The organism is Comamonas sp. BIGb0124, assembly GCF_003752175.1.
Classification (GTDB): domain Bacteria; phylum Pseudomonadota; class Gammaproteobacteria; order Burkholderiales; family Burkholderiaceae_C; genus Comamonas_F.
In genome coordinates, this window is sequence record NZ_RJVF01000008.1 from 726790 (window position 1) to 740070 (window position 13281).

Consider the following 13281-nt stretch of genomic DNA (forward strand, 5'->3'; position numbering starts at 1 on the left):
CTTCGCGCACGAGGAAAAACGCCCGCGTCAAAGCCAGGCGTCATTCAAAACCATCTCACGAAAAACGGCATCGCGTCGGAGCCAAACCCGCTCACGACACCGATGCCATCGCCGTCCGACTCAGCGCACCTCGCCCGTGATCACCTGGGCCGAAGGAGCCTGACGGAACAGAGGTTCACGGTCGTTGCTGTGGTTGTTGAGTACAAACGCCACGCTCATCACCGAGGCGACGCCGACCAACCAAACCGATACACGCTGAAACTGTGTCATTCATGTCTCCTGTAAATCTACTGTTCACATTCTGAACACGAACACCCTCATCGCACAAGGGTAAAACTCCTGCATGTTTGACTTATGACAATCATTTTCTGTCTATCCATACGCCGCTTTTGGACAGTTAAACGATTTAGCTGAGTTCGGTTTCTCCGTGAAATCCCTGATGGCAAGGGATAACCCTTAATTTCATCTCTCCGACATCGCTTGCCCTTGAATCGCCGTCGGCCGACCCTGCCCGACCCGATCCAGGTTAAGACTCGCCTAAGAATGCGCCACTAGACTTCTCTTCAACCCTCCCCGGCGGGCACCCGATCCTCAGCGATCACACTCCGTCCTCAACCAGCCCCCGGGTTACGACCCGCTCATTGCGAGCGGGTCTTTTTTTGCCCGATCCACGGCGCTTGCCTTCATTGGCCATAACGCTTCTTGCCCGTCGGCCCGATGCAATAGCGCCCGCCTCTCGGCCCGGTACAGACTTGCCCTGCAGCGCATGAACACCCTGCGTCTGCAGGCGGATCAGCCGCTGCAGGAGCGGCTTGACCGGCCTGTGTCGCGGCTCGCGCCTGCCGGCCGGGCCGCCCAGGCTGGGGCTCGGCCGTGGAAGCCATGGAAGCCGCGCGAGGCACTCGAGGCGCATCGGCGTCGAGCGATGGGCCGCTCGTCGTCTCCGGTGGCCTTCGGGCAAGCGGGGCATCCGACACCGCACGCGATGGCGCGGTCGCCGGACGCACGCGTGCAGCGGGCGCGGCGGTCGAGGCGGTCGCGGTGGGACAAGGCGAAACCAGCATTGCAGCCCGCGCCCAGCCGGCTGCATGGTCGGCCTGCACCAACACCCAGCCATCGACGGGATGACCCGTCCGATAGATTTCACCCTGCACCAGGCGCAACGGGCTTTCGGCCGGCAGGCTGTTGCGGGGCAATGCCTGGTAGGTCACGGCGTCCTCGACGGCACACGCCTGCACGGCCCACACCGGGCCGGCGGCCATTGCCCAGAGCAGCAGCATGGCGGCCGCACACCTGTTCGTCGCCATCCTGTCCTCCCGTTTCATGGCCTCGGACGATGATAGTCAGGTCTCAAACCGGCACCGGACAGCAGTGACCGCCACCGGAGCGGCCACCCCATAGCAAACCAATGGCTTACTGGTGGCAGAGGATGTTTTTAGATACAAACCGGGGACTCACACAGGGAACAGGGAAACAACAAGAATGATCACGTTCACACGCTGCCAATGCCATGCATGCGCCTACGAGCGCGTCCCGGCACCTCGCTGGACCAAGATGTTCCGCGCGCGATGCCTTTGCCGCTGCATGGCTTGCAAGAAGCTGGTGATGGTGCCCAAGAAGCGCCTGCCGCTGCTGCAGAACTCGTGGGCCACCAGCAGCCGGCTCACGCGCTACACCCAGGGTTGAGCCCAGGCGACGCCGCCCCGGCCAACCCCTGTCGCAACGGCTCGCGGATCGAACAGACCGCCGGATTTAAGCCCAGGTTCAGCCTGCCCAGGCAAAGTGGCGGCTTTCGACAACGGGATACAGTCATGTGGCTGCGACATATCGGGATGATTCTGGCCGTGGCATGGCCCCTGGGCGGGCTGGTGGTCTACAGCCTCTCCAGCGCAGCCAGCCGGGCCGATCAGTGGCAGCAGGTCTCGCCACAGAGCCGCGACGACCTGGGCAACTCGCCGGATGCCCAAGGTCGGCCCGACGACGAACCCGATCAGCCGCCCGTGGACTGACGCTCGATCAGCCTGAAGCCCAGATCGTGCACCGTCTGCGCGACCGGCTCGCCACGGCTGCGGCTGACGATGATCTGCGCAGCCAGCCGCCCGATGCCCGGACCGTCCACATGCACCGTACTGATGGACGGCACCGTATGGGCCGCGAACTCGGCATCGCCGAAACCGCAGATGGCCAGATCCTGCGGCACGCGCATGCCGCGGGCCAGAGCCTCGACCATCACCCCTTGCGCCAGGGTGTCCGAGCTGCAGCACACCGCCTGCAGCCCCGGATCCTTCTCGAGCAGTTCGACCAGCGCCCGCCGTCCCAGCGCCAGGCTGCTGGGGGCCGGGACCACGGCCGTCGGCACGTCCCGGCCCAGCGTGGCCACAAAACCTTCGTGCCTCACCATGGCACGCCGGTCGCTGCCGGTCGCCACGCCCAGCCGGGTCCAGCCCTTGGACAGGAAGTACCCGGCCACCGCGCTGCCGACCTTGATGTGCGAAAAACCGATCACGCGGTCCACCGGCCGTTCGGTCAGGTCCCAGGTCTCGACGACCGGGATGCCGGCCTTCTGCAGCCGCTCCCGAGCGCGTTGCGAATGGACGAGTCCGGTCATGACGATACCATCGGGCTGCCGGCTGATCATGGCGTTGAGCACCGCCTCTTCCTGCTCATCGTCGTAGCCGGTCTGGCCGACGATCACCTGGTAGCCCAGCTCGGCCAGCGAGCTCGTGAGCGCCTGCACCGTCGGCAGGAACTGCGACACCGAAAGCGCCGGGACGATCGCGGCGACCATGAGGCTGCGTTTGGACTTCAGCCCGCCGGCCAGCAGATTGGGGATATACCCGGTGGCCTCGACAGCCTGCTGGACACGCGCCTTGGTCTTGTCGGACACCACATCGGGCCGGCTCAGCGCACGCGATGCCGTGACCAGCGAAACACCGGCGACGCGCGCGACATCGTGAAGCGTGGCAGCTTTGAAAGAAGGATTGACGCTCATCGAGGACAGGCAAACGGTGACAACTGGACCGCAAGGTTAGCACCGGCCCGGCACCTTCATGCCGAAGGCCTGCGAGTCGATGTGTCCATCCCGAACCCGATGCACGGGTCTGCGGGGCAGCAACAGACCGCCGGCAACACGCCCAGGCACTTTTCGGGGCGGCTTGCACCCCGCCTTGCTACAGGGAATCGACGTATCGGCATGCGGGCAAACCCCGCCCTGCAGAGGCTTGACCCTGAAAAATGGAAACGTTACCATTTTGTTGTCTGATCCAGACACGGTGAGATCCTCACGTTCCCGAACAATGGCTTAGCTGCATGAAAGGTTTTTTCCTTGATGCAGAAATGGAAACGTTATCATTTTAATCAGGAGACAGTATGAAGAAGCTTTTAGCTGCAATCGGCCTCGGTTTCGCAATGTCCGCTGCGATGGCGCAGACCTGGCCCGACAAGCCCATCACGCTCGTCGTGCCCTTCCCGCCCGGCGGCTCGACCGATCAGGTGGCGCGCGCGGTGTCGCCGTTGCTGGGTGAGAAGTTCAAGCAGACCGTGCTCGTCGACAACCGCGCCGGCGCCACCGGCACCATCGGTGCAGCCATGGTCAAGCGCGCAGCGCCGGACGGCTATACCTTCCTCGTCACCTCGCTGGGTCCGCTGGTCATCACGCCCCACCTGCTCAAGGGCATGCAGTACGACCCGATGAAGGATTTCGACCACATCACCGTGGCCGTGCAGTCGCCCAACGTGCTGGTGGTGCCCACCAACTCGCCCCACCAGTCCGTGGCGGACATCATTGCTTACCAGAAGGCCAACCCCGGCAAGATGACCTTTGCATCCGCCGGCAACGGTACCAGCGACCACCTCACCGTCGAACTGTTCTGGCAGCAGACCCATACCAAGGGCATCCACGTGCCCTACAAGGGAGGCGCCCCCGCCCACACCGACCTCATGGGCGGCCAGGTCGACGCCTCGTTCCAGAACATCAACTCCGTCGTGCAGTACATCAAGGCCGGCAAGATGCGTGCCCTGGCCATCACCAGCCCGAAACGCTCGGCCGTGCTGCCCGAAGTGCCCACGCTCGCCGAAGCCGGGGTCTCGAACGTCGAAGTCACGTCCTGGCAAGCCATCGTCGCGCCCAAGGGCCTGCCACCGGCCGTGCAGAAGGCCGCCCACGATGCGTTCGTCGAAGCCCTCAACTCCGAGAAGGTTCGCAATCAGTTCACCTCGATCGGCTTCGAGATGGTGGCCAACACCCCCGAACAATTCGCCGCATTCCAGCGCCAGGAATACGACCGCTGGAAAAAGGTGATCGAGGCCGGCAACATCACGATCGAATAAAGCCGCCGCGCCCATCCCCCTCTCCTTGCCGACCAAAGCCCATCCATGACTTCCGCACACGCTTCCGATCCGTCCACGTCCTATTCGCCGGATCGCATCACCTGGATCCGCCTTTCCTCTTGTTATCTGCCGCTTGCAACGCCCATCAGCGATGCCAAGGTGCTGACGGGCCGGCAGAAGCCCATGACGGAAATCGCGATGCTGTTTGCGGAGATCGAGACCCGCGACGGGCACCGGGGACTGGGCCTGAGCTACTCCAAGCGCGCGGGCGGGCCCGGGCAGTTCGCCCATGCCCAGGAAGTCGCGCCCGCGCTGATCGGCGAGGACCCCAACGACATCTCGCGCCTCTGGACCAAGCTGACATGGGCCGGCGCATCGGTGGGGCGCAGCGGCATGGCCGTGCAGGCCATCGGCGCCTTCGACGTCGCGCTCTACGATCTGAAGGCACGACGCGCCGGCCTGCCGCTGTCCAAGCTGCTGGGTGCGCAGCGTGAATCGGTGCAGTGCTACAACACCTCGGGCGGTTTCCTTCACACGCCGCTCGAGCAGTTGCTGGTCAACGCCGCGGCCTCGCGCGAACGCGGCATCGGGGGCATCAAGCTCAAGGTGGGCCAGCCCGATCATGCACTCGACATCCGGCGCGTCGAGGCCGTGCGCAAACACCTGGGCGACGAGGTGCCGATCATGATCGATGCCAACCAGCAGTGGGATCGCCCCACTGCACAACGCATGTGCCGGGTGTTCGAGCGTTTCAATCTGGTCTGGATCGAGGAACCTCTCGATGCCTACGACTACGAGGGACACGCGGCGCTTGCCGCGCATTTCGATACGCCGATCGCCACCGGCGAGATGCTGACGAGCGCAGCCGAACACGGCGAACTCATCCGCCACCGGGCAGCCGACTACCTCATGCCCGATGCGCCTCGCGTCGGCGGCATCACCCCGTTCCTCAAGATCGCGGCACAGGCCGAGCAGGCCGGCCTCAGCCTGGGCCCGCATTTCGCGATGGAACTGCATGTCCACCTGGCAGCGGCCTATGCCACCGAACCCTGGGTGGAACACTTCGACTGGCTCGAACCGCTCTTCAACGAACGTCTGGAGATCGCCAACGGCCGCATGCTGGTACCCACCCGCCCGGGCTTGGGCCTGAGCCTCAGTGAACAGGCACGCGCCTGGACCCGCGAGACCGTGGAGATCGGCCAGCGCGCCTGAACACGGCCAGACGCCCCACACGAGCCTGGCCTGGGCTCCACAACCAGGCCGAGACGTTCCGTGCTACCCGGCGCCAGCCTGCGCCGCTTGTCCTCAAAAACAGACCCCACACAACATGGCAGATTCACAACCCAAATCCCTCGCCCCGCTCTACATCACCATGGATGAGCACGACAACGTCGGCATCGTCGCGAACGACGGCGGCCTGCCGGCCGGCACCGTGTTTCCCTGCGGCCTGACACTCGTCGAGAAAGTGCCGCAAGCCCACAAGGTGGCGCTGGTCCACATTCCGGAAGGCGGCGAGGTTCGCCGCTACAACGTGGTCATCGGCTACGCGCTCAAGGACCTGCCGGCCGGCAGCTGGATCAACGAGCGCCTGCTGCGCATGCCCGCCGCACGCGAACTCGTCGGCCTGCCGATCGCCACGATCAAGCCCGATCCCATGCCGCCTCTCGAGGGCTATACCTTCGAGGGCTACCGCAATCTGGACGGCTCGGTCGGCACCCGCAACATCCTCGCCATCACCCAGACCGTGCAATGCGTGGCCGGCGTGACCGAATTCGCCGTCGATCGCATCAAGGCCGAACTGCTGCCGCGTTTTCCCAACGTCGACGACGTGGTCGCGCTCGAGCACACCTATGGTTGCGGCGTGGCCATCGAAGCGCCGGACGCCATCATCCCCATTCGCACGCTGCGCAACATCAGCCTCAACCCCAATTTCGGCGGCGAGGTGATGGTGGTGAGCCTGGGCTGCGAAAAGCTGCAACCCGAACGCCTGCTGCCCCCCGGTACCATCCCGCTGATCGACGAGCGCAACGTCGCCGACGTCGGCGATTCGGCCACCGCCAAGCCCGATGTGGTCTGCTTGCAGGACGACGCGCACGTGGGCTTCATGTCCATGGTCGACTCCATCATGCGGCAGGCCGAGGAACACCTGCAGCGTCTCAATGCACGGCGCCGCGAAACCGTGCCGGCCAGCGAGCTGGTGGTCGGTGTCCAGTGCGGCGGAAGCGACGCGTTTTCAGGCGTCACCGCGAATCCGGCCGTGGGTTTCTGCACCGATCTGCTGGTGCGGGCCGGCGCCACGGTGATGTTCTCGGAAGTCACCGAAGTCCGCGACGGCATCGATCAACTGACCTCTCGTGCCTCCACGCCCGAGGTTGCGGAAGCCATGATTCGTGAAATGGCCTGGTACGACGCTTACCTCGATAAGGGCCTAGTGGACCGGAGCGCCAACACCACGCCCGGAAACAAGAAAGGCGGCCTCTCGAACATCGTCGAAAAGGCCATGGGATCGATCGTCAAGTCGGGCAAGTCGCCGATCTCGGGCGTCATCTCGCCCGGCGAGAAGCTCAAGCAGAAAGGTCTCATCTACGCAGCCACACCGGCCAGCGACTTCATCTGCGGCACGCTGCAGCTGGCAGCCGGCATGAATCTGCATGTGTTCACCACGGGTCGCGGCACGCCTTATGGCCTGGCCCAGGTCCCGGTGATCAAGGTGGCCACACGAGACGACCTCGCACGCCGCTGGCACGACCTGATGGACATCAATGCCGGGCGCATCGCCACCGGCGAGAAAAGCATTGCCGATGTGGGCTGGGAAATGTTCCAGCTCATGCTCGATGTGGCCAGCGGCCGGAAAAGAACCTGGGCCGAACATTGGAAACTGCACAATGCGTTGGTGTTGTTCAACCCCGCACCGGTGACCTGACAAAGAGACGCGCAGGCCGCCCCGCCGCTCGCGACGCCTTCCGCAAGGCGTTTGCTGGTGTTCTTCAAGCCCTATGAAGTTTTTACAACAGGAGACAACCTTGACGCACAGCAACACCTCGACGCCGCCCCGCCGGCAGTTTCTGAAATCCGCCGTCGGCACCGGTCTGGCCGCCGTCGGCGGGCTGGCCGGTGCCCAGTCCTTCGACTTCAAGCCCAACCAGCGTTACCCCGATCCGGCGGTGCTCATCCTCGATCCCAGCTTCACGAAGTACCGGATCTACAGCAGCACCGTCGAGCAGTTGGGCACCGGCATGCGCTGGGCCGAAGGGCCAGCCTATTTTCCCGAAGGCGGTTACCTGCTGCTGAGCGACATCCCCAACAACCGGCTGATGAAGTTCGACGAGAAGACGGGCAAGTTCTCGGTCCACAAGACCGGTGTCAACTACACCAACGGCAATGTCTGCGATCGCCAGGGTCGCCTCGTCAGTTGCGAACACTCGGTCACACGCCGGGTGGTGCGCACGGAAAAGGACGGGCGCATCACCGTGCTGGCCGACCGCTTCGAGGGCAAGCGCCTGAATGCACCGAACGACATCGTCGTCAAATCCGACGACTCGATCTGGTTCACCGACCCGACTTTCGGCATCAACGGTGAATGGGAAGGTTCACGCGCCAAGCCCGAACAAGACACCACCAACGTCTACCGTATCGGCAAGGACGGACAGATCACGGCGGTCATTCGCGACCTCGTCAATCCCAATGGCCTGGCGTTCTCGCCGGACGAGAAAAAACTCTACGTCGTCGAATGGAAAGGCACGCCCAACCGGAGCATCTGGAGTTACGACGTCGGCGACGACGGTGTCACCCTGTCGAACAAAACCAAGCTCATCGACGCCGACGGACCGGGCGCCCTCGACGGGTTCCGTGTCGACCGCGACGGCAACCTGTGGTGCGGTTGGGGTTACTCGGGGGCCCTGGCTTCCGAACCGACCGACATCGGGGGTGGCATGAAAGCCTATCTTCCCGTGGCCAAATCGGAAGACATGGACGGCGTCAAGGTGTTCAACTCACAGGGCAAGCCGATCGGCTTCATCCGCCTGCCCGAGCGCTGCGCGAACCTGGCATTTGGCGGCCCCAAACGCAACCGCCTCTATATGACCAGCAGTCACTCGCTTTACGCGCTGTACGTGGAAACGCACGCCGCTGTCTGACGCTGTCTCTGCCGGGCCCATCGAGTCGATGATCGACCGACAGCCCTGGCACGGCCCGGATACCGGGCCAAGCGCACGACGGCACGGGTCTCAGATGTGGCCTGTGCCGTGCGTCACCCCGGGAAACAGCGGTTCACGCTTGTTGGAGTGGTGTTTTTCAAGGAACAGCAGGCCGGCGGCAGAGGCCAGCGAAACGATCCAGAGCGTCAGGCGTTGGTAACGGGTCATCGCATTCATCCCAGTCGATTGCGGACAACTCCGCGACAAACCCCTAGCATACGCGGGAATCGACCAAGACTTTATGAATTTTCAGCCATAACTGAAATAAAAGAAATTCCAGCAGCCCCACGCAGACATCGGCATCCGCTGCACGCCCCGCGGGCAACGGCGCGCGTCTTCAAACCTGTTTTTCAAGCTTGGTGCGTTTGGCCGGCAGTGCGTACTGCGGCTGCAGATAGGCCTTGAGCTCATCGACGGCCTGGCTGTGCGTCATCACGCGCGACTTGCTGCCCTCTGCAGACCAGGTGCGTTTGCTGTCGTCTTCGACACCGATGCCACCTGCGATGGAAACGCAGGAAACGCACAAGGCCGAAACAGCCAGGGAGATCTTTTCGATCATGGGTACCTCGTTGGTGTGATGGTTGGTTTTTGAAACGAGAAATCCCAATATAGCCCAGCATGGCCAGGCCTGCACGAGCCCGCTGAGAGCCTACTGAGGACGCGGCTTTTGCTCCGCCGCATCGACGGCGCGGAAGTTTTGCAGGTAGAGCACGCCGACGGTCACGGCGAAGCACAGCAGGGCCAAGCCTGCCAGGGTGTTGCGCAGGCCGGCGTCGTCATCCACGGCAACAGCCGCAAAGACGAAGACCATGACCGCCATCGGAGGAATTTGTCGCCAGTTCATGACGCCAGTCTGAAGAGCCAACATGAAGGCTGCGTGAACGCGCACAGCGTGCGGCGCGCAGGTTCGAACACAGACGTTCTCCACCCGCCGATCCCGGACCGGCCTGCTTGATGCCCGAGCCACAGCCCCGCGTCCTACGCCTGCAGGCAGCTGCCAGCCCCTAGGATGAATCATGTCATCGAAAGGAGAACTGACATGAAACCACCAACCCGAGGCCCTGTTCCACGCTGGAAGCTGTACGTCGGCGTCATCGCCGCCGTCGTTGTCGTGGCGATCTTCTTTTTGGCCGAACCCGTCGCCCGCATCGGCGCAGCGAATACCTGACGACGCCGAGGCCCGTGCCCGGAAATGTCAGGATCACCGGACGACCGTGACCGCGCGGGGCTGAATGCCCCGTGCGGCTTCGGCCCGGTCCGAGAGATTCTGCTCGACTTCGAGTCTGACGTCTTTCAAGGCACGCGTGAGCGACGCCACCCGCTGCGCCTCTCGGTCCCTTTCGGCACGCTCGGCGGCCAAGGCACTCTCGAGAAACTGCCGCTGGACCTGGGATCTCGCCATTTCGTCGCGCAGATTTCCCACTTCACTCCGGTCCTTGAGCCACAACCCACCACTGACTGCCAATGCAGCAGCCAGGCTTCCAACGACGTATCGCATGATGGATACTCCATTCATTATTTTTGCTGTCGCTGGCGATGAACGGGATCTCGGATCCTCGTCCACGCCTCCCCTTGATACCATTCCTTCCTGCATCCTCTTCGGGATTAACAGGAAGTACTCATTTGTACGCGATCTGGAAGCTCCTGTCGACGGCCGTACAGGCACGGTTTTGTGCGCCGCCACCCGGGATTACGCTAGGTGAAGAGTCCGGGGCGCCTCGGTTAGAGTAGGAACTGCGGCAAGCGAGCCGCTCCTTTGAAAACTCAGTTTCAGAGCCCTCCTTGCGAGGGCTCTTTTTTTGGGCCCTCGTCCACTGCCGGGCGATGATCAATGCCCGGAACCCGGGGTGCCGGCCACCGCCGACCGTGATATCGGTTTGAAACCACGTCGTGTGATCTTCCAGACCCCGGCCGGCGGAAGATTGGCCAGCACGGCGCCAGCACGTACGGCCTTCAGGCCGAGGCGATGCAGTACTTGCCGCCGAACAGGACAATAAGGCCCATAGGTGAACAGGAACAACGGCGCATTGGGCGCCATTTGCGCAAATGCACCGGCCAGAATGCGCATCTGGGTTCGGGTTCCCATATTGAGCAACGGCAGTCCGCACACCGTTGCAGCGGCCGGGCCGCCCTGCCCCATGCAGGTCGCCGGCAGCCGAGCAGCGTCGAGCGACTGAACACGTGCCGACGGAAACTCGTATCGGAGCGCTTCCAGGAAAACCGGTTCACGTTCGATCAGAACCAGATCTCTTTCGTGTATGCCCCGAGCCAGCAGCGCGCGCGTAAAGGCGCCCGTTCCTGCCCCCAACTCGAGAATCGATCCTTTGCCGATCGGGATCTGGGCCGTCATGGCACGTGCCAGCCCCTGACCGGAGGGCACGATCGCCCCCACGGCACGCGGATTTCCTCGCCAGGCGTCCCAGAATCGAACGGTTTCGGCAACACGCGAACGGGCCTGCTCCAATCTGTGCTGGCACGCCGCGTGGGCCGAGTCGAACAGCCTCAATGCCGCAACAACGGGCTGGGTGACAAAAGCGGATCGGGTCGTTCGCGGCATGGGTCTCCAGGAAAAATGGACGCTCCGCGCAGGTCGGCGCGAGCCCGGACGCGAAAGAGCAGCCTGAAATGTCCCGGTCGGATACAAGCTGCCCAGTCATCACCAGGACATATTAGGCCCAGCCCTCCCGGCTGTCACCCCGCCGTCCCAGGTCATCGGGGGGTTGCATCGGCGCTTCAGCCTCGCTTCATCCTGGCAGGTTAGTCCGCACACTCGCCCAGGCATGAACAGGATCTGCTCTGCACCGGCACTGAAATCTTCTGTAACCAGAAATCGCTACATCGGATTGGCATTTGACTCTACAGTCTAGAGTTATGAAACTGCGGTCCACCAAAGGGCTGTCCGTCGCGACAGGCCTTGTAGAAAGGGAGCCATGGGATGATGCAGATGAAGATGTGTGGGTGCACCGACGCGGAGTACGACCGCTTGAAGCGCCCGATGTGGGCCAAGGCCTTGTTCGCCAAACGTCGGCTGTTCCGCTGCTCGACATGCGAATCGCACTTGCTCGTGCCACCCGACGAAGTCGAAGACGCGCTGCAGAAACAGCGCGCTGCCCGCTCTTTTCCCATTCCCTCGACCCGCGACTGAATCCCGGTCTTGCAGTCTGGCGCGCTGCGTGACGGCGGGAGGCCCATCCGGGCGACTCAGTTGACTGCCCCCTCGACAACGGACGCATCCAGGCTCGCCGCCCGACCTTCCCTGACCTGCCGCACCCGCTGTACGGCACCCGGAATCATTGCAGCGAGTCGACCCGGCTTTCCGGCACGGCACGCTTTGCGATACACACGGCCTACAGCAACGCGCGGCGGCCGGTGAACCGAACCATGGTTTCGTGATGCCACTTCACCTGATTGCGACCGGAACGTTTGGCTTCGTAGAGCAAGGCATCCGCACATTCGATGGCCATGCCCAGATCCTCGCTCGAGAACACACAGACGGCGCCGAAGCTGGCGGTGACACCTGCGCCATCCGGCGTGAACTGCGCCGCCCCGATCTGGCGCCGGATGTGGTCAACCCGCAGCTTGGCATCGGTCAACTCTGCACAATGGAACAGCCCCAGAAACTCTTCGCCCCCGAACCGCGCCGCGAGATCGTCGCCACGCAGGTGTTCGCGTAGAACCTGGCTCACGGTCTGCAAGGTGCGATCGCCTACGGCATGTCCCCAGGTATCGTTGACCTTCTTGAAGTGATCCAGATCGCACACCATCAGCACCCACAGGCCGTGCACACTCTGTTGCAGGCGTATTCTCGCCAGTTCGAAAAAAGCACGCCGGTTCAGCAGCCCGGTCAAAGGGTCGCGATCGAGTTCGCTTTTCATTTCTCGGACCACCTCGGTCGAGACGGTGAACAGCATCAGCAAGGCAAACCACAGCGCAACGAGCATGCCGATACCCAGGATGAATACCCAATAGCCCGAGCGTGTGAAATTCTCCACCGGCAGCGACTGCATGAAAAACAGCACCATGCCCGCGCGTACCCAGGCATAGCCCACCAGCACCATGTAAGAACCACGGATCAGACTGTCGAGCCTGTCGAAGCGTCCGCCAGGTGCAACCACATGACGAGACGACAAGGAGAGAATGAGGGCGATGGCGACATTCAGGATCAGCAGCCGCCATGCCAGGTCGTCCCGGATCACCGAGTAGAAAACCATCAAGGCCAGCACGACGCAGAAAATGGGCAACACCCACCAGACGGGCAGACTGCCGCCGTATCGCACGCCGACACCCCGAGCCACGCAATAAAACCCGGCCAGATAGAAGAACGCAAACAATGCGGCCAGATTCGACAGCAGATGATTGCCCATGAAGCTCTGCAGGCTCAGAGGAATAGCCAGCAGGACATAACCGGCCCCGAGCCAATCCAGATATGGATGCCTCTGCGCAATGCCTTTGTACCGAATCAGTCCCAGTCCCAGGATCAACAGCGTGACCGGAATGATCAAAAGCAGGTAATGCACAGGACTGGATTCCACGGTGGCTGGCCCATGTTCGACGAACAAAAAACGGCACAGTGTAAACGGATGAATCCATTTGTATTCATTTGTACCGGCTAGCCTCTCCACCCTCTGACCGCGCCTCCAGCGTCGGCGCCCCATGAACGGCCTTCAGACCGAGCACAAATCGCGCGTGTTGCACCGGGGTGAAGGAACGGTCTGAATCGCGGCTGCAGACCGAACCCGGGGCATGGAAGTCCGAT

General features: G+C 62.9%; 15 protein-coding genes. 7 read left to right on the forward strand and 8 right to left on the reverse strand.

Going from position 1 to position 13281, the window contains the following annotated elements; translation table 11 throughout:
• Positions 1 to 120: 120 nt before the first annotated feature.
• Positions 121 to 270 carry a hypothetical protein gene (locus EC845_RS22290; protein ID WP_158615611.1) on the reverse strand — a complete coding sequence of 50 codons (150 nt, stop codon included), beginning with the start codon at positions 268 to 270 and terminating at the stop codon, positions 121 to 123.
• A 1541-nt stretch (positions 271 to 1811) separates the two neighbouring features.
• Here EC845_RS22290 and EC845_RS04515 point away from each other — a divergent pair.
• Entirely contained in the window at positions 1812 to 2009 is a 198-nt protein-coding gene (locus EC845_RS04515; RefSeq protein ID WP_123295986.1) for a hypothetical protein, read from the forward strand.
• On the opposite strand, the gene EC845_RS04520 is transcribed toward EC845_RS04515, so the two are convergent.
• A complete protein-coding gene (locus EC845_RS04520; RefSeq protein ID WP_123295987.1) occupies positions 1991 to 2992 on the reverse strand; it encodes a LacI family DNA-binding transcriptional regulator in 1002 nt (333 codons plus the stop codon). The genes EC845_RS04515 and EC845_RS04520 overlap by 19 nt on opposite strands.
• 377 nt (positions 2993 to 3369) lie before the next feature.
• On the opposite strand from EC845_RS04520, the gene EC845_RS04525 reads away from it, so the two are divergent.
• From EC845_RS04525 to EC845_RS04540, 4 genes are all read left to right on the forward strand, one after another.
• Entirely contained in the window at positions 3370 to 4329 is a 960-nt protein-coding gene (locus EC845_RS04525) for a tripartite tricarboxylate transporter substrate binding protein (RefSeq protein ID WP_123295988.1), read from the forward strand.
• A 45-nt stretch (positions 4330 to 4374) separates the two neighbouring features.
• On the forward strand, positions 4375 to 5541 hold the full coding sequence (locus EC845_RS04530; protein WP_123295989.1) for a mandelate racemase/muconate lactonizing enzyme family protein: 1167 nt from the start codon (positions 4375 to 4377) through the stop codon (positions 5539 to 5541).
• A 115-nt stretch (positions 5542 to 5656) separates the two neighbouring features.
• Positions 5657 to 7252 (forward strand): galactarate dehydratase, encoded by a 1596-nt coding sequence (gene garD, locus EC845_RS04535; RefSeq protein ID WP_123295990.1) that lies wholly within the window; start codon positions 5657 to 5659, stop codon positions 7250 to 7252.
• A gap of 73 nt (positions 7253 to 7325) precedes the next feature.
• Positions 7326 to 8465 carry an SMP-30/gluconolactonase/LRE family protein gene (locus tag EC845_RS04540; protein ID WP_123295991.1) on the forward strand — a complete coding sequence of 380 codons (1140 nt, stop codon included), beginning with the start codon at positions 7326 to 7328 and terminating at the stop codon, positions 8463 to 8465.
• Between the two features lie 90 nt (positions 8466 to 8555).
• Here EC845_RS04540 and EC845_RS22295 read toward each other — a convergent pair whose 3' ends face one another.
• The 3 genes from EC845_RS22295 to EC845_RS22045 all read right to left on the reverse strand — a co-directional run bounded on the left by EC845_RS22295 (position 8556) and on the right by EC845_RS22045 (position 9393).
• Positions 8556 to 8693 carry a hypothetical protein gene (locus EC845_RS22295; RefSeq protein WP_158615612.1) on the reverse strand — a complete coding sequence of 46 codons (138 nt, stop codon included), beginning with the start codon at positions 8691 to 8693 and terminating at the stop codon, positions 8556 to 8558.
• Between the two features lie 169 nt (positions 8694 to 8862).
• A complete protein-coding gene (locus tag EC845_RS04545; protein ID WP_123295992.1) occupies positions 8863 to 9084 on the reverse strand; it encodes a hypothetical protein in 222 nt (73 codons plus the stop codon).
• A 90-nt stretch (positions 9085 to 9174) separates the two neighbouring features.
• On the reverse strand, positions 9175 to 9393 hold the full coding sequence (locus tag EC845_RS22045) for a hypothetical protein (protein ID WP_148077240.1): 219 nt from the start codon (positions 9391 to 9393) through the stop codon (positions 9175 to 9177).
• 171 nt (positions 9394 to 9564) lie between these two features.
• Here EC845_RS22045 and EC845_RS22745 point away from each other — a divergent pair, with 171 nt between their 5' ends.
• Positions 9565 to 9693, forward strand: a complete 129-nt coding sequence (locus EC845_RS22745) for a hypothetical protein (protein WP_255416893.1) — start codon at positions 9565 to 9567, stop codon at positions 9691 to 9693.
• A gap of 33 nt (positions 9694 to 9726) precedes the next feature.
• Here the strand turns inward: EC845_RS22745 and EC845_RS04550 are convergent, their stop codons facing one another.
• Both EC845_RS04550 and EC845_RS04555 read right to left on the reverse strand, forming a co-directional pair.
• Positions 9727 to 10023: a hypothetical protein gene (locus EC845_RS04550; RefSeq protein ID WP_123295993.1), complete on the reverse strand. Its 297-nt coding sequence runs from the start codon at positions 10021 to 10023 to the stop codon at positions 9727 to 9729.
• 330 nt (positions 10024 to 10353) lie between these two features.
• The gene (locus EC845_RS04555; protein WP_199739721.1) at positions 10354 to 11082 is read right to left on the reverse strand and encodes a class I SAM-dependent methyltransferase; all 729 of its coding nucleotides are present in this window, start codon (positions 11080 to 11082) and stop codon (positions 10354 to 10356) included.
• Positions 11083 to 11508: 426 nt separating this feature from the next.
• Here EC845_RS04555 and EC845_RS22300 point away from each other — a divergent pair, with 426 nt between their 5' ends.
• On the forward strand, positions 11509 to 11670 hold the full coding sequence (locus EC845_RS22300; RefSeq protein ID WP_158615613.1) for a hypothetical protein: 162 nt from the start codon (positions 11509 to 11511) through the stop codon (positions 11668 to 11670).
• 202 nt (positions 11671 to 11872) lie between these two features.
• Here EC845_RS22300 and EC845_RS04565 read toward each other — a convergent pair whose 3' ends face one another.
• Entirely contained in the window at positions 11873 to 13042 is a 1170-nt protein-coding gene (locus tag EC845_RS04565) for a diguanylate cyclase (protein ID WP_158615614.1), read from the reverse strand.
• Positions 13043 to 13281 lie beyond the last annotated feature (239 nt).

Excerpts from the sequence above, each read along its gene's own strand:
- EC845_RS04520 (WP_123295987.1), bottom strand. The coding sequence starts at position 2,992 with ATGAGCGTCAATCCTTCTTTCAAAGCTGCCACGCTTCACGATGTCGCG.
- EC845_RS04545 (WP_123295992.1), bottom strand. The coding sequence starts at position 9,084 with ATGATCGAAAAGATCTCCCTGGCTGTTTCGGCCTTGTGCGTTTCCTGC.
- EC845_RS04530 (WP_123295989.1), top strand. The coding sequence starts at position 4,375 with ATGACTTCCGCACACGCTTCCGATCCGTCCACGTCCTATTCGCCGGAT.
- EC845_RS04515 (WP_123295986.1), top strand. The coding sequence starts at position 1,812 with ATGTGGCTGCGACATATCGGGATGATTCTGGCCGTGGCATGGCCCCTG.
- EC845_RS22290 (WP_158615611.1), bottom strand. The coding sequence starts at position 270 with ATGACACAGTTTCAGCGTGTATCGGTTTGGTTGGTCGGCGTCGCCTCG.
- garD (WP_123295990.1), top strand. The coding sequence starts at position 5,657 with ATGGCAGATTCACAACCCAAATCCCTCGCCCCGCTCTACATCACCATG.
- EC845_RS04540 (WP_123295991.1), top strand. The coding sequence starts at position 7,326 with ATGAAGTTTTTACAACAGGAGACAACCTTGACGCACAGCAACACCTCG.
- EC845_RS04550 (WP_123295993.1), bottom strand. The coding sequence starts at position 10,023 with ATGCGATACGTCGTTGGAAGCCTGGCTGCTGCATTGGCAGTCAGTGGT.
- EC845_RS22745 (WP_255416893.1), top strand. The coding sequence starts at position 9,565 with ATGAAACCACCAACCCGAGGCCCTGTTCCACGCTGGAAGCTGTACGTC.
- EC845_RS04525 (WP_123295988.1), top strand. The coding sequence starts at position 3,370 with ATGAAGAAGCTTTTAGCTGCAATCGGCCTCGGTTTCGCAATGTCCGCT.
- EC845_RS04555 (WP_199739721.1), bottom strand. The coding sequence starts at position 11,082 with ATGCCGCGAACGACCCGATCCGCTTTTGTCACCCAGCCCGTTGTTGCG.
- EC845_RS22045 (WP_148077240.1), bottom strand. The coding sequence starts at position 9,393 with ATGTTGGCTCTTCAGACTGGCGTCATGAACTGGCGACAAATTCCTCCG.
- EC845_RS22295 (WP_158615612.1), bottom strand. The coding sequence starts at position 8,693 with ATGACCCGTTACCAACGCCTGACGCTCTGGATCGTTTCGCTGGCCTCT.